13 protein-coding genes and 1 other annotated feature are annotated in these 15,560 nt (G+C 42.8%); all 13 genes read left to right on the top strand.

The window, feature by feature from the left end; genetic code table 11:
* Positions 1–5: 5 nt before the first annotated feature.
* The 13 genes from citZ (at position 6) to HCJ66_RS07810 (ending at position 15,560) form a co-directional block, all read left to right on the top strand.
* Complete coding sequence (citZ, locus tag HCJ66_RS07750) at positions 6–1,127, top strand: citrate synthase (RefSeq protein ID WP_187132608.1); 1,122 nt, start codon at positions 6–8, stop codon at positions 1,125–1,127.
* 22 nt (positions 1,128–1,149) lie between these two features.
* Positions 1,150–2,418 (top strand): NADP-dependent isocitrate dehydrogenase, encoded by a 1,269-nt coding sequence (icd, locus tag HCJ66_RS07755; protein ID WP_187132609.1) that lies wholly within the window; start codon positions 1,150–1,152, stop codon positions 2,416–2,418.
* Between the two features lie 149 nt (positions 2,419–2,567).
* Positions 2,568–5,195, top strand: a complete 2,628-nt coding sequence (gene polA / locus HCJ66_RS07760; protein WP_187132610.1) for a DNA polymerase I — start codon at positions 2,568–2,570, stop codon at positions 5,193–5,195.
* 21 nt (positions 5,196–5,216) lie between these two features.
* Positions 5,217–6,038, top strand: a complete 822-nt coding sequence (gene mutM / locus HCJ66_RS07765; protein WP_187132611.1) for a DNA-formamidopyrimidine glycosylase — start codon at positions 5,217–5,219, stop codon at positions 6,036–6,038.
* A gap of 9 nt (positions 6,039–6,047) precedes the next feature.
* Positions 6,048–6,644, top strand: coding sequence for a dephospho-CoA kinase (gene coaE, locus HCJ66_RS07770; protein WP_187132612.1), 597 nt, complete (start codon positions 6,048–6,050; stop codon positions 6,642–6,644).
* A 64-nt stretch (positions 6,645–6,708) separates the two neighbouring features.
* Positions 6,709–7,173 carry a transcriptional regulator NrdR gene (gene nrdR, locus HCJ66_RS07775; protein ID WP_187132613.1) on the top strand — a complete coding sequence of 155 codons (465 nt, stop codon included), beginning with the start codon at positions 6,709–6,711 and terminating at the stop codon, positions 7,171–7,173.
* A 15-nt stretch (positions 7,174–7,188) separates the two neighbouring features.
* A complete protein-coding gene (locus HCJ66_RS07780) occupies positions 7,189–8,586 on the top strand; it encodes a DnaD domain protein (protein WP_187132614.1) in 1,398 nt (465 codons plus the stop codon).
* A gap of 5 nt (positions 8,587–8,591) precedes the next feature.
* Positions 8,592–9,515, top strand: coding sequence for a primosomal protein DnaI (gene dnaI, locus HCJ66_RS07785; RefSeq protein ID WP_187132615.1), 924 nt, complete (start codon positions 8,592–8,594; stop codon positions 9,513–9,515).
* Positions 9,516–9,576: 61 nt separating this feature from the next.
* Positions 9,577–9,810, top strand: a binding site (T-box leader).
* 100 nt (positions 9,811–9,910) lie between these two features.
* Positions 9,911–11,833 carry a threonine--tRNA ligase gene (gene thrS, locus HCJ66_RS07790; protein WP_187132616.1) on the top strand — a complete coding sequence of 641 codons (1,923 nt, stop codon included), beginning with the start codon at positions 9,911–9,913 and terminating at the stop codon, positions 11,831–11,833.
* Between the two features lie 100 nt (positions 11,834–11,933).
* Complete coding sequence (gene yihA / locus HCJ66_RS07795) at positions 11,934–12,518, top strand: ribosome biogenesis GTP-binding protein YihA/YsxC (protein ID WP_181675389.1); 585 nt, start codon at positions 11,934–11,936, stop codon at positions 12,516–12,518.
* Between the two features lie 96 nt (positions 12,519–12,614).
* The gene (hemA, locus tag HCJ66_RS07800; RefSeq protein ID WP_187132617.1) at positions 12,615–13,931 is read left to right on the top strand and encodes a glutamyl-tRNA reductase; all 1,317 of its coding nucleotides are present in this window, start codon (positions 12,615–12,617) and stop codon (positions 13,929–13,931) included.
* Positions 13,928–14,860 (top strand): hydroxymethylbilane synthase, encoded by a 933-nt coding sequence (gene hemC / locus HCJ66_RS07805; RefSeq protein WP_187132618.1) that lies wholly within the window; start codon positions 13,928–13,930, stop codon positions 14,858–14,860. Before hemA ends, hemC begins: the two co-directional genes overlap by 4 nt.
* Complete coding sequence (locus HCJ66_RS07810; RefSeq protein ID WP_187132619.1) at positions 14,853–15,560, top strand: uroporphyrinogen-III synthase; 708 nt, start codon at positions 14,853–14,855, stop codon at positions 15,558–15,560. The genes hemC and HCJ66_RS07810 overlap by 8 nt, the downstream gene beginning before the upstream one ends.

Raw genomic sequence — 15,560 nt, forward strand, 5'->3', positions numbered from 1 at the left:
AAATAATGACGGTTTCAAGAGGTTTGGAGAATGTATATGTTGCGGAGACGTCGATTAGTTCTATTCTAGATGACATGCTGACTTATGTTGGCTACGGTATTGATGATCTGATGGAAAGTAATGCAACATTCGAAGAGGTTATTTATTTACTTTGGCATTTACGCTTGCCGAATGCGGAAGATTTGGCGAAATTTACGGGCGAAATCCGTGAAAATATGGCAGTTTCGGAGACGATTATTACGAGTTTGCGTTTGCAACATCACCAGAAATTACATCCGATGAGCGTTTTACGGACAACGGTTTCGATGCTCGGCGTTTTTGATACGGAATCGGAGATGGATGACGGGGAAGCTGTTTATCGTAAAGGCATTCGTTTGCAAGCGAAGATGCCGACGATTGTGGCAGCATTTTCACGGATTCGTCGCGGCTTGGATCCGATTCCGCCACGCGATGATTTGAGCATGGCCGCGAACTTTTTATACATGCTAACTGGCGAAGATGCTACTTATTTGGAAGTCGAGGCAATGAACAAAGCGCTTGTCCTACATGCGGATCATGAGTTTAATGCGTCTACGTTTACTGCGCGTGTTTGTGTGGCGACGTTATCCGATGTTTATTCTGGCGTAACCGCTGCGATTGGCGCGCTTAAAGGGCCGCTTCATGGTGGCGCGAATGAGCGTGTGATTGACATGATTGAAGAAATTAAAGAAAAAGGTCATGCGCGCGAATATATCCAAAATAAGATTGATAACAAAGAGAAGATTATGGGCTTTGGACACCGTGTTTATCAAGGTGGCGACCCGCGTGCGATGCATCTGAAAGAAATGGCGCGTAAGCTTACGGAGAAAAAAGGCGAGCCAGAATACTACGATATTTCGGCGGAAGTGGAAGAGGCTGTTTGGGAATTTAAACACTTGAAACCAAATGTCGATTTTTATTCGGCGTCTGTCTATCACGCGCTTAATATTGATCACGACTTGTTTACGCTCGTTTTTGCAATGAGTCGCGTATCAGGCTGGTTGGCGCATATCTTTGAACAATACCGTGATAACCGCTTGATTCGTCCACGTGCTATTTATGTGGGGCCAGATTCAAGAGACTATATTCCTGTCACAGAACGGGACTAAAATTTGCGAGGGGGAAATTAATTTGACACAAGGTGAAAAAATTCAAGTAGTAGACGGTGTTTTAAAAACGCCAAATAATCCAGTGATTCCATTTATCGAAGGCGATGGCACAGGTCCAGATATTTGGCGTGCATCTAAGCGCGTACTCGATGCGGCTGTTGAAAAAGCATATAACGGCGAGAAAAAAATCGATTGGAAAGAAGTTTTAGCGGGCGAGAAAGCATTCAATCAAACGGGCGAATGGTTACCGCAAGCGACACTCGACACAATCGATGAGTACTTAATCGCGATTAAAGGGCCACTTACAACGCCAATCGGTGGCGGGATTCGCTCGTTAAATGTGGCGCTTCGTCAAGAATTAGATTTATATGTATGTCTGCGTCCAGTTCGCTATTTTACAGGGGTTCCTTCTCCTGTGAAGCGTCCTGAGGATACGGATATGGTTATTTTCCGTGAGAATACGGAGGATATTTACGCTGGGATTGAGTTTAAAGAAGGTAGCGATGAGGCGAAGAAATTGATTGCTTTCTTGCGCGATGAATTTGGCGTGAATAAAATTCGTTTCCCTGAAACTTCTGGGATCGGTGTGAAGCCTGTTTCTAAAGAAGGAACGGAGCGTTTAGTGCGCGCGGCGATTGAATATGCGATTAAAGAAAACCGCAAATCATTGACGCTTGTGCATAAAGGAAACATTATGAAATTCACAGAAGGCGCGTTCAAAACGTGGGGCTATGACCTTGCAGAACGCGAATTTGGCGATAAAGTTTTCACATGGTCTGAATATGATCGTATCGTTGAGGCGGAAGGTGTAGATGCAGCTAACGCGAAACAAGACGCGGCACTTACGGCAGGCAAAATCTTAGTCAAAGATTCGATTGCGGATATTTTCTTGCAACAAATTTTGACACGTCCAGCGGAATTCGATGTTGTGGCGACGATGAACTTGAATGGAGATTATATTTCCGACGCGCTTGCGGCTCAGGTTGGTGGCATTGGTATTGCGCCTGGTGCGAATATTAACTATTTGACGGGACATGCGATTTTTGAGGCGACACATGGTACGGCTCCGAAATACGCAAACCTTGATAAAGTGAATCCATCCTCGGTTATCCTTTCTGGAACGTTGCTACTCGAGCATATCGGATGGGGCGAGGCGGCAGCTTTAATTATTAAATCAATGGAGAAAACAATCGCTGACAAAACAGTTACTTACGACTTCGCACGTTTAATGGATGGCGCGACAGAAGTGAAATGTTCCGAGTTTGCAGATGCCTTAATTCGCAATTTTTAAGCGATAAAAGATACCGTGTTTTGAAGTGGGAGAGAGCGTGTGGCTGCCATTTCAAAACATGGTTTTTTTGTGCGCTCGAATAAAGGCGCATTCAATGTTTCTATGTTAAAATGGACATAATGAGCGCTAAATTTGGAGGAGGAATCCCTGTGAATAAACTTGTACTAATTGATGGAAATAGTATCGCGAATCGTGCCTTTTATGCGTTGCCGCTTTTGAGTAATGATAAAGGTGTGTATACGAATGCGGTGTATGGTTTTGCGATGATGATTATGAATGTGTTGGAAAAAGAGCAACCGGACCATGTGTTGGTGGCTTTCGATGCGGGGAAAACGACTTTTCGGCATAGTCAGTATAAAGAGTATAAAGGTGGACGCCAGAAGACGCCGAGTGAGCTGTCTGAGCAGTTTCCGTTTATTCGTGAGTTGCTGGATGCCTATTCGATTCCGCGCTATGAGCTGCCAAATTATGAGGCGGATGATATTATTGGGACCATTACGAAGCATGCCGAAAAAGATGGCTTGGAAGTCGTTGTTATTACGGGAGATCGCGATTTAACACAGCTTGCGAGCAATAAAACGACCGTGTATATTACCAAAAAAGGCATCACGGATATGGAAGAAAATACACCAGCAAGTTTGAAAGAAAAATATGATCTTACGCCTGAGCAAATCATTGATATGAAAGGCTTAATGGGCGATGCTTCCGATAATATTCCCGGGATTCCTGGTGTCGGCGAAAAAACGGCATTAAAACTATTACACCAATTTGGTACGGTAGAAGAAGTGCTAGCCAATGCGGATCAAATTTCAGGTAAAAAGCTACAAGAGAAAGTAATGGACAACAAGGAATCGGCAATCATGAGTAAAGAATTGGTGACGATTAATACTGATTCACCGCTAGAAATCAAAGTTGCAGATCTGAAATATACTGGTTACGATACAGAAAAAGTGGTGCCGTTACTGAAAGAACTTGGTTTTGCGACACTTTTGAAAAATATACAAGGCGAGTCAAGCGAACCGGTGAAAGAGATGGAGAGTCTCTCATTTGAAATAATAGAGGAAGTTACGGCGGCACATCTGAGCGATAAAACGGCGATTTATGTCGAGTTGGATAACGATAACTACCATACGGCGCCATTTATCGGGATTGCTTTTCATTCAGAAGCAGGTACATTTTTTGCGAATGCGGATGCGCTTGTGAAGTCTCCGGCACTTAAAACGTGGCTGGAAGATCCGAAAAAAGAAAAAGTCGTATATGATGCGAAGAAAACGATTGTTGGACTTTCCAAATTTGAGATTGCAGTTGACGGTATTGCATTCGATATTATGCTAGCTTCTTACTTGCTCAACCCATCTGATACGATTGGGGACTTTGCGAGTGTAGCGGTCAGCCATGATTTCGACGCGGTAAAAACAGATGAACTAGTATACGGAAAAGGGGCAAAACGAGCGATTCCAGAAGAAGCGATTGTCGCGGAACATTTGGCACGTAAAGTAGTCGCGGTTTCAGAACTAGAAAAGAAAATGCGAACTGAACTCGAAAATAATGAGCAGTTAGGCTTATTTGAAGACCTCGAATTACCACTATCCAAGGTTTTAGCGAAAATAGAAATGTACGGCGTCAAGGTCGATACAGCGCGTTTAGAAGATATGAAAGTTGAGTTGGCAGGTCGATTAAGTGAACTCGAAAAAACGATTCACGACTATGCCGGTTCTGAATTCAACATCAACTCACCGAAACAACTTGGCGTTATCTTATTCGAAAATCTAGGACTTCCAGCTGAGAAGAAGACGAAAACAGGCTATTCCACATCTGCTGACGTTCTTGAAAAATTGGCGGGCTCACATCCAATCATTGAAAGTATCCTCATGTACCGTCAACTTGGCAAACTGCAATCAACCTATATCGAAGGCTTGCTAAAAGTAACCCATCAAGATACGCAAAAAGTATACACGCGCTTTAACCAAACGTTGGCGCAAACAGGCCGTCTGAGCTCTGTTGACCCGAACTTGCAAAACATCCCAATTCGTTTAGAAGAAGGCCGCAAAATTCGCCAAGTCTTCGTTCCATCTGAGCCAGGTTGGAAGATATTCTCCGCGGATTATTCACAAGTGGAATTACGCGTCTTGGCACATATTTCAGAAGATGAGAATTTACAGTATGCCTTCAAACATGACTACGATATTCATACAAAAACAGCGATGGATGTTTTTCATGTCGAGCAGGAAGAAGTGGATTCGTTGATGCGCCGCCAAGCGAAGGCTGTTAATTTTGGTATCGTATACGGCATTAGTGATTACGGTTTATCGCAGAATTTAGGAATTACTCGGAAAGACGCGCATGATTTTATCGATCGTTATTTTGCGAGCTATCCTGGCGTAAAAGAATACATGGAAGATATTGTGCGTTCTGCAAAGGAAAAAGGCTATGTCGAAACGATTTTGCATCGGCGTCGTTACATTCCGGAAATCACGAGTCGCAATTTCAACGTGCGTGGTTTTGCTGAAAGAACCGCGATGAATACACCGATTCAAGGAAGTGCCGCCGATATTATTAAAAAAGCGATGATTCTCATGAACGACCGTCTTATCTCGGAGAAACTGGAAGCGCGTTTGCTACTCCAAGTACATGATGAGCTCATTTTCGAAGCACCAGAAAGCGAAATCGCGAAACTGGAAGAAATCGTTCCAGATGTGATGGAGAATGCTGTGGAGCTCTCTGTTCCGCTCAAAGTCGATAGCTCTTTCGGAGACACATGGTACGACGCGAAATAACATAAGTAAGGGGTTAAAATCATGCCAGAATTACCAGAAGTAGAAAATGTTCGGGCAACACTCGCCGAACTTGTGATAGGGAAAAAAATTGATCAAGTTATCGTTGGCGTTCCAAAGATGATTGTTGGTATGCCTGCGGAACAATTTATCGGCAATATGATTGGGCAAAAAATCGATGCTGTTCGCCGTCGCGGCAAGTTTTTGCTGATTGACACAACGGACGGCACGCTTTTATCGCATTTGCGCATGGAAGGAAAGTATCGTCTCAATAATGCGACAGACCCAGTCGATAAACACACGCATGTCATCTTCCATTTCACAGATGGGACAGAACTACGCTACCTCGATGTCCGCAAGTTTGGGACGATGGAGCTCGTATTAAAAGGGCAAGAAGGGCTCACGAAATCGATTCAAAAACTCGGACCAGAACCACTTTCCGCAACGTTTGAAAAAAGCGCTTTTGCGACGAAGTTAAAAAAATCTGGTCGTGCTGTCAAAACGGTATTATTGGATCAGAGTCTTGTCGCAGGTATCGGAAATATTTACGCAGACGAGATTTGCTTCCAAGCTAAGGTGCTTCCGGAACGCCCTGCGAACACGCTAAAACCGGCAGAAATCACGCGACTCTATGACAGCACAAAATCAATCATGGCAGAGGCAGTGGCGCTTGGTGGCTCCACAATTCGCACGTATGTGAACTCGCAAGGAAAGATTGGCGGGTATCAAGATAAACTGCAAGTCTATGGCGAAAAAGACAATCCGTGTCCGATATGCGGTACGCCTATCGTGAAAATCAAACTGAACGGCAGGGGCACGCATTTTTGCCCGAAATGTCAGAAATAGGTGACGCGGATGGCTTATATTATCGGATTAACAGGTGGAATCGCAAGTGGGAAAAGTACGGTCAGTAAAATGCTTCACGATGCTGGTTTTCCAATCGTTGACGCGGATATTGCTGCTCGACAAGTTGTCCAGGCAGGGACGGAAGGCGCCAAGCAAATCAGGGCTACTTTTGGCGCGGAGGTTTTTCAAGAGAACGGGGAGCTTGATCGGCAGAAGTTGGGCAACATTATTTTTCATGATAGTGAGAAGCGAGCGGCTTTAAATGCAATTGTGCACCCGCTTGTGAGGCGCTGGATGCTGGCTGAGCGGGATCGCTTGCTAGCTGCTGGACACGACCTCATTATTTTTGATATTCCACTTTTGATTGAGAGCAAACTGCAAGAAATGGTGGACACGGTTGTCGTTGTTTTTGTGGATGAACAGACGCAATTAGAGCGCTTGATGCAACGAAATAAGTTGTCGGAAAGCGAGGCACAAGCTAGAATTTCCAGTCAAATACCGCTATCCGATAAAATAAAGCAGGCAGATATTGTGATTGATAATTCACAGAGTCTAGCCGAAACAGAACAACAAGTAAACGCACTGATTCGCACCTTTTCAAAGTAGAAGCTTTGGCGGTAGTCGTGGTATACTAGGGAAAAGTAATCACATAAAATAGGAGTGGATGACAATGAAATGTCCATCTTGTAAAGGCAATAGCTCACGCGTTGTGGATTCAAGACCGGCGGATGATGGCAATTCCATTCGACGTCGCAGAGAATGCGAAACGTGCGGCTTTCGCTTCACAACATTCGAAAAAGTAGAGGAAAGCCCGCTTATCGTCGTCAAAAAAGATGGTGTTCGCGAAGAATTTGCCAGAGAAAAAATATTGCGCGGCTTGATTCGGGCATGTGAAAAACGACCGGTTTCCGTGGAACAACTGGAAGACGTCGTGAATGCAGTCGAACGTGAGCTCCGAAGCATCGGTGAAAGTGAAGTATCTTCGCATTTGATTGGTGAGAAATTAATGGATAAACTGGCTATTTTAGACGAGGTTGCCTACGTGCGATTCGCCTCTGTATACCGCCAGTTCAAAGATATTAGTGTTTTTGTAGAAGAACTCAAGGATTTAATGAATAAGACAAAACAGGAGTAAGAAAGGTGAAGTAGAGTGGCAGAATTTTGGATGGAGTTACAGCCGGTCGATAGCTATCAAGTGAAGGCGAATGGCGTTTTATCAGAGAAAGACCGCAAAATCATGACTTTTTTATATCAGCCGCTAATGGGAGCAGAATGTTTGGCACTCTACGACACGCTTGTCACGGAGGTAGAGGAAAATCGTCTTTGGTCCGAGAGTCACAGCCATACCCAGTTGCTAAACTTACTTGGAATTAGCTTAGCAAACCTTTTTCAGGCTCGGTTGAAGTTAGAAGGGCTGGGCTTGTTGCGCAGTTTTGTGCAAACGACCGGGGAATCCCGACATTACATATACGAAATGGCAGCACCGCTTTCTCCAGAGCAATTCTTTTCTGATGGGTTATTAAATATTTATTTATATAGCAAAATTGGAAACGCACAGTACCAACGATTGCGCCGCTTTTTTTCCGACGAACCGATGTCAGAAGAAGGTTTTGATGAGGTGACGCGTTCGTTTCAAGATGTATTTGAGACATTTAATGGGAGCGAATTGCCAGTGAGCACTGTCTCGAATGGCGAGCCAATGGGGCGTGCGGTATCCCGAGGCGTCACGCTTGATGACAAGGCCTTTGATTTTGCGGTGATGCTCCAAAGTTTGTCGCCAACGATGCTATCGCGAAATGCAGTGACGGAAGAAGTTCGTGCCTGTATCTTGAAGTTGCACGCGATTTATGCGGTCGAGGAGCTTGATATGGTGCATTATTTGTATCGTTCGGTGCAAGCGGATGGTTCGCTGGATTTAGATTATTTACGCAAAATTGTACGCGATGGTTACCAGTTGCAGAATAATCGATTGCCAGAATTAAAAGCGAAAGCAGAGCCTAAAACCACGTCACAGGAGTCGCAACCACAAGAAGGCGCATCGGATACAGAAGCGCTGGCGTACTACTTGGAAAACGTGACACCGTATCAATTGATGGTTGATATTAGTGATGGAGCAGTGCCCGCAGAAACCGACCTCAAAGTTATTGATGAAGTTTTGGCGCAACAAAATTTACCGATTCCCGTTATGAACGTATTAATTGAATATGTCTTGCTTCGATTAGACGGTAAAATTTCTAAAAACTATATGATGACGATCGCAGCTCATTGGAAACGTAAAAAAGTGCAGACGGCCAAAGAAGCGATGGAGATGGCTTGGGCAGAACATGAAAAATATAAAAAGTTGCAAGAAGAAGGCACGCAAAAAGCGCCGACTAACTATCAAAATAACAAACGTAAATTCAATCAAAATGGACGCAAAGAAATATTGCCAGATTGGTTCGATAAAGAAGAAGTGAAACCAGTCGAAAAAGAGATGACCGTTCGCGAAAAATCGACGCTTGACAAACAAGTAGAAGAGATGAAAAAACGCTTAAAAGAAGGTAGGTGACGAAGATGGACAAAATCGAAAGAACGCTCGGCCAACTATTTCAAGGTCGCGATTTTGAAAAACAATATGAAACATTGAAGCAACAAGTTTTTGCTTATGGACCGGTGAAACAGTTTCTAAAAGAGCACCAATCTGAGCTAAATGAACAGATTATTAATCAGAACTTATCCAAACTGTACGAATTTATGACGGAACACGAGAAGTATCAGCAAAAAGAAGATACATTGATGCCAGGATATGCGCCGCGACTTAGTTTGAACGGCGATTATATTACTGTCACGTATTACCCAACCGAGGAGAAAATCCAAGCAGACCGCCAGCGTGCAATAGAAAAGCGCATCCGTTCTCTCTATATGCCAAAACAAGTGATGGAAGCGACGTTGGATGATTTTTCAATCGATAATGAGTCCAGAAGTGCGGCGTTTCTTGCGGCGGGCGAATTTTTAAGTACGTATGAAAAAGGTTCTACAGGTATGCAAAAAGGCCTCTACATCCATGGTAGTTTTGGGACTGGAAAATCGTATTTGCTCGGGGCAATGGCGAAAGATCTGGCGCTAAAAGGTATTTCAACAACGCTCGTTTATTTACCGGAATTTATGCGTGAAATCAAGCAATCGATAGCGGATAATAGCGTTGGTGAAAAAATCCAGTTTGCGAAAGAAACCGATATTCTGATGCTGGATGATATTGGTGCTGAATCGATGACGACCTGGACACGTGATGAAGTGCTCGGAGCTATTTTGCAGTTTCGGATGCAAGAAGAGTTACCAACCTTTTTCTCGTCCAACTATAGTATGGAACACTTGGAAAACCATTTGATGTTCTCCAATAACGGCACGGAAGAGCGCATGAAAGCCCGCCGAATTATGGAGCGGATTCGTTACTTGTCGAAAGAAATAGAATTAGACGGCAGAAACAGACGGTATTAAATTTTTTTACTCTTAAAGCTTGCCATTTTGTCGAATCCGATTTATAATACAGGTAATGATGAAACAAGTATTGATAAGGACAACATTTTACTCGAGTCTGATTCACAGAGAAGGAGGCATTGCTGAGACCCTCCTAATTAGCCAGTAAAGTGACCCCCTTTGAACTTTTCATTCGAAATTGGGTATTCCCAGTAGTAGTTTGAGACGGATCACACCGTTAACTGTGACAAGAGTAGAATTTTTCGGAATTCTTGAATCTTGGGTGGAACCACGTGTTGAAAGACTCGTCCCTTGCATAAGCATGGGATGGGTCTTTTTTTGTTCCCCAAAAAGTTAGAATATGCTTGAGAAAGTCCGCGTTTCGTCTAAAAAATTGGAAGAAGGAGTCGAAGAAAATGAAAATTACATTTCCAGATGGTGCAGTCAAAGAATTTGAGGCAGGCGTTTCCACAGCTGATATCGCAGCATCCATCAGCCCAGGCCTTAAGAAAAAGGCGTTAGCAGGTAAAGTGAACGGAACATTGGTCGACTTAGTAACACCGATTCTTGAGGATTCAAAAATCGAAATTGTGACTCCAGATCACGAAGACGCGCTACAAATTTTGCGACATAGTTCCGCGCATTTACTAGCTCAAGCCTTAAAACGTTTATATCCAGATGTGACTTTCGGTGTAGGGCCAGCTATTGATTCAGGTTTCTACTACGATATCGATACAGAAGTTGCAATCAGCGAAGAAACTTTCCTAGTTATCGAAAAAGAAATGCAGAAAATTATTCGTGAAAACTTGCCGATTACGCGTGAAGAAGTTTCCCGTGAAGAAGCAATCAAACGCTTCAAAGCAATTGGTGACAACTATAAATTAGAACTTATCGAAGCAATCCCGGCAGACGAAACAGTGACTATCTATACACAAGGCGAATTTTTCGATCTATGTCGCGGTGTACACGTTCCATCTACTGGTAAAATTCAAGTATTTCAATTGCTAAGCGTGGCTGGTGCTTACTGGCGCGGTGATAGCAATAATAAAATGTTACAACGTATTTACGGTACAGCCTTTTTTGATAAAGATGGTTTGAAAGAATTTTTACGTATGCAACAAGAAGCGAAAGAACGCGATCATCGTAAACTTGGTAAAGAGTTGGAGTTATTTGCGAATAGTCAAGAAGTTGGACAAGGCTTGCCGTTATGGCTTCCAAAAGGCGCGACAATCCGCCGCGTCATCGAGCGTTACATTGTTGACAAAGAGGAACGCTTAGGCTACAACCACGTATACACTCCGATTATGGCGAATGTGGAGCTTTACAAAACAAGCGGTCACTGGGATCACTATCATGAAGACATGTTCCCAACAATGAAAATGGACAACGAAGAGCTTGTGCTCCGTCCGATGAACTGTCCGCATCACATGATGATTTACAAAAATGACATTCACAGTTATCGCGAATTACCGATTCGTATTGCTGAACTTGGTATGATGCATCGTTACGAAATGAGTGGCGCGTTATCAGGCTTGCAACGGGTTCGCGGGATGACTTTAAATGACGCGCATGTATTCGTTCGCCCAGATCAAATTCAAGACGAATTCAAACGTGTCGTTGAGCTTATTTTAGCGGTGTATAAAGATTTCGCGATTACAGATTATAGTTTCCGTCTAAGCTATCGTGATCCGGAAAACACAGAGAAGTATTTCGATGACGATGCGATGTGGGAAAAAGCGCAAGGCATGTTGAAAGATGCAATGGACGATATGGGCTTGGATTACTATGAAGCAGATGGCGAAGCAGCATTTTACGGGCCAAAACTTGATGTTATGGTTAAGACTGCAATCGGCAAAGATGAAACATTGTCTACTGTTCAACTTGATTTCTTACTTCCAGAGCGCTTCGACTTAACTTATATCGGCGAAGATGGCGAAAAACACCGTCCAGTCGTTATTCACCGTGGTGTTGTATCGACAATGGAGCGTTTCGTTGCATACTTGATCGAGGAATATAAAGGTGCATTCCCAACATGGTTGGCGCCGATTCAAATGGAGCTTATCCCAGTTAGTATCGATGCACACATGGATCACAGCAAAGCGCTTAAAGATAAGTTAATGTACGCTGGTTTCCGCGTGGAAGTCGACGAACGTAACGAAAAACTTGGTTACAAAATTCGCGAAGCACAAACAAAGAAAATCCCGTATGCGCTCGTTATTGGTGACCAAGAAGTAGAAAACAATACAGTCAACGTACGTAAATACGGCGAGAAAGATTCAGAAACATTACCACTAGACGAATTCATCGCACGCGTACAAGCAGAAGTATCACAAATCTAGTTTTTTAAGGAAGGTTCTCCCATCAGCGGAGAGCCTTTTTGCTTAATTTGCCGAATTCCGTTATACTTAAAAAAGATCATTTTAGATAAAGGTGGAAACTATGAATATAAATAATGTAGAACTTGTCATAAGCGCTGTTTGGAAAGAGCAGTATCCAGAAGGCGGTTTGCCAGAGTTTGCGCTCGCAGGTCGTTCTAACGTCGGGAAATCTTCTTTCATTAATACGATGATTCGCCGTAAAAGTATGGCACGAATCTCGCAAAAACCAGGGAAAACGCAAACATTGAATTTTTATAAAATTGAAGATTCCTTTTTCTTCGTCGACGTACCAGGATACGGTTTTGCGAAAGTTTCTAAGAAAGAGCGTCAAAAATGGGGCGAAATGATTGAAACGTACATGACGAGCAGAACGCCATTAAAAGCGGTGATTCAAATTGTCGATTTGCGTCATAAGCCAACAGAAGACGATCGGAACATGTATGAATTTTTGAAGTATTATCAAATTCCTACGATCGTTATTGCTACAAAAGCTGACAAAATTCCGCGTAGTAAATGGCATAAAAACATGAAAATCGTTAAAGAAGCGCTAGATTTCGATCCAACAGATGGTTTCGTGATGTTTTCGTCTGAAACGAAGATGGGCAAAGAAGAAGCTTGGAAATTAATTGAAGAGGCGATGGCATAACTCATTGTCGTTTTCACAAGCGAACAAGTTGGCGCCTATTCTAAAAAGTGATAGAATAAAACTTGAATTCATTAATGTAAAAAAGGGGGCTTATTGATGTACATTCTCTCTGTCGGTCTAAATCATACAAGCGCGCCAATCGAAATACGGGAACGGCTAGCTTTTAATCCAGAAGAAGAGGAAATGGCATTGGTTTCCTTGTATCAGGAAAAAAGCATTTTAGAAAATGTAATTATATCAACGTGTAACCGCACTGAAATTTTTGCTGTCGTGGATCAAATTCATACAGGAAGATACTATATCAAGCGTTTCTTAGCTGACTGGTTCCAAATGGATATGCAAATTTTGGAGCCTTATTTGCTGTTTTTTGAAGAAGAAGAGGCTGTGAAACATTTGTACCGCGTCACAAGTGGCTTGGATTCTTTGATTATTGGTGAAACACAGATTTTGGGTCAGGTCAAAGATGCATTTACGAGTGCGCAAACGATTGGAACAACGGGAACCATTTTAAATCAATTATTCCGTGAGTCCGTTCATTTTGCTAAAAACATACACCATACAATGAAAATCAACGAAAATGCCGTGTCAATCAGCTATGCTGCGGTAGAAGTCGTGAAAAAAGCATGTGTGGATATTAAGAACAAAAAAACAGTTATTGTCGGCGCTGGGAAAATGGGCGTGCTGGCGATTCAAAATATGCTTGGCGCCAAAATATCTGACGTCACGCTATTAAATAGAACGAGCGCGCGCGCGGAAAACGTGGCGGAAAAGTTAGGTGTTCAGTCGCGTGACTATGCCAGTTTGAGTGAACAATTGAAGTGTGCAGACATTGCTATTACCTCTACATCAGCAACAACGCCAATCATCACGCAACATATGCTAACAGAGACGATGGCTGAGCGTGAAAATACGCTTGTCATTGTTGACATCGCTCTGCCGCGAAACGTTGAAGCGACATGTGCAGAGATTCCCAATGTGACATTGTTTGATATTGATGATTTAGGTGGCGTTATTCAAGAAAATACACAGCAACGGCAGGCGATGGTAATCGAAATTGAAGAACATATCGAAGCTGCATGCGTGAATTTTTATGAGTGGGAGAAGCAGCTCGGCGTTGTTCCGATTATTAAAGATTTACGTGAAAAAGCACTAGCGTTACAGGCAGAGACAATGCAGAGTCTGTCGAATAAGTTGCCAGATCTAACCGATCGTGAACAGGTCATCGTTGGTAAGCATATGAAGAGCATTATCAATCAGTTACTGAAACACCCGATTTCCGAATTAAAAGAAATGGCAACGAGTTCGGACGCTGCACATGATATTGAAGTGTTCCAGAATATATTTGACCTTCAAAAAGCAAAAATGGAAGATACAGCAGAAATAACTAAAGAAAAAGTTGGTGAAAAGGCATGACTCGAAAAATTATTGTTGGTTCAAGGCGTAGTCAGCTAGCTTTAACGCAGACAAAATGGGTGATTGCAAAACTTCAAGAACAATTTCCAGAAATAAGTTTTGAAATTGAGGAAATTGTGACGAAAGGCGATCGTATTTTAGATGTCACGTTGAGCAAAGTTGGTGGCAAAGGCCTTTTTGTATCGGAAGTGGAAGATGCTTTGCTAGAAGAGCGGATTGATTTCGCTGTACATAGTATGAAAGATGTTCCATCAGAACTAGCGGAAGGACTACTGATTGGCGCTATTCCGAAGCGCGAAAACCCGCTAGATTGCCTTATATTTAAGCAAGGCGATAGTTTGGAGAGTTTGGCGGAAGGCGCTGTCGTTGGAACGAGTAGTTTAAGACGTGCCGCGCAATTATTACACATACGCCCAGATTTAACGATCAAACCGATTCGTGGCAATATTGATACGAGACTTAGAAAATTGCAGGAAGAAGATTTTGATGCAATTGTATTAGCGGTTGCTGGATTGAAGCGTATGGACTGGCTAGATAAGTTGGAACAAAGCTATATTTTCTTGGATGAATCGACTTGTTTGCCAGCTGTTGGACAAGGAGCACTTGCTATTGAATGTCGTGCGAGCGATGCTTTTGTTCAAGAGATGCTTTCGATACTGAATGATTCAGAAACAAATTGTGCTGTGACAGCAGAACGTACACTTTTAAAAGCATTAGATGGTGGTTGTGAAATTCCAATTGCAGGTCATGCGACTTTGAAAGATGGTGTTTTAGAGTTGAAAGGCCTTGTCAGTTCTGTTGACGGTAGGCTATTTTATCAAATTACAGAACAGGGTGAGGACCCTAAAGCGCTAGGTTTAAGTGTAGCAAATCAGCTTATTGAGCTTGGTGCCAAGGAGATTATTCAAGGATTAAGAGATAATGTCTAAACATGTTTTATTAACACGTGAAGCTCGGAAAAATGAGTCATGGTTGGATTTTTTAGAGAACGCAGGATTTCAAGTTTCTGCAGTTCCGATGATCGAGACAAGGCCTCATCCATGCGATATGGTATTGGACGAATACGACTGGATTGTGTTTACAAGTGCCAATACAGTGCGTTATTTTTTTGAACAGCAAGAGACAATCCTTGAAACGATAAAAATAGCTGTGATCGGCGAAAAGACAGCGACAGTACTCGCATCATACGGCTATTCACCCAATTTTCAGCCGACATTATTCACAACGGAGATATTTATCAAGGAGTGGCTAGCACTTGGTTTGACAGCGCAACATATTTTTGTGCCAAAAAGTAGCATTGCGCGTGATGAAATAGCGAAACGCTTCGCTCAATTTGAGCATATCGTGACAGAATGCGCGATTTATGAAACAGTTTTTCCAGAAGAAGCTACGAATCAGTTGCAATCAGTGATGAATTCCCAATCAATTGATATCGCGGTATTTGCTAGTCCTTCTGCCTGGTGCCATTTTATCAAAAGCTATACTGGGGATATTGAAGCTTTAAAAATCGCATCCATCGGCCCAGTAACAACCTCGGCCATCGTAAAATCAGGTTTCTCCGTAGCATACGAGCCTGATAACTACACGATGCAACAAATATGTGAATTATTAATTGAAGGAGAGTTATGA

The organism is Paenilisteria portnoyi (genome assembly GCF_014322795.1).
In the GTDB taxonomy this organism is placed as follows: Bacteria; Bacillota; Bacilli; order Lactobacillales; family Listeriaceae; genus Listeria_A; species Listeria_A portnoyi.

Bases quoted from the DNA above. Each gene is read 5' to 3' on its own strand.
- nrdR (WP_187132613.1), top strand. From the start codon at position 6,709: ATGAAATGTCCATCTTGTAAAGGCAATAGCTCACGCGTTGTGGATTCA.
- thrS (WP_187132616.1), top strand. From the start codon at position 9,911: ATGAAAATTACATTTCCAGATGGTGCAGTCAAAGAATTTGAGGCAGGC.
- mutM (WP_187132611.1), top strand. From the start codon at position 5,217: ATGCCAGAATTACCAGAAGTAGAAAATGTTCGGGCAACACTCGCCGAA.
- citZ (WP_187132608.1), top strand. From the start codon at position 6: ATGACGGTTTCAAGAGGTTTGGAGAATGTATATGTTGCGGAGACGTCG.
- HCJ66_RS07810 (WP_187132619.1), top strand. From the start codon at position 14,853: ATGTCTAAACATGTTTTATTAACACGTGAAGCTCGGAAAAATGAGTCA.
- yihA (WP_181675389.1), top strand. From the start codon at position 11,934: ATGAATATAAATAATGTAGAACTTGTCATAAGCGCTGTTTGGAAAGAG.
- hemC (WP_187132618.1), top strand. From the start codon at position 13,928: ATGACTCGAAAAATTATTGTTGGTTCAAGGCGTAGTCAGCTAGCTTTA.
- coaE (WP_187132612.1), top strand. From the start codon at position 6,048: ATGGCTTATATTATCGGATTAACAGGTGGAATCGCAAGTGGGAAAAGT.
- hemA (WP_187132617.1), top strand. From the start codon at position 12,615: ATGTACATTCTCTCTGTCGGTCTAAATCATACAAGCGCGCCAATCGAA.
- dnaI (WP_187132615.1), top strand. From the start codon at position 8,592: ATGGACAAAATCGAAAGAACGCTCGGCCAACTATTTCAAGGTCGCGAT.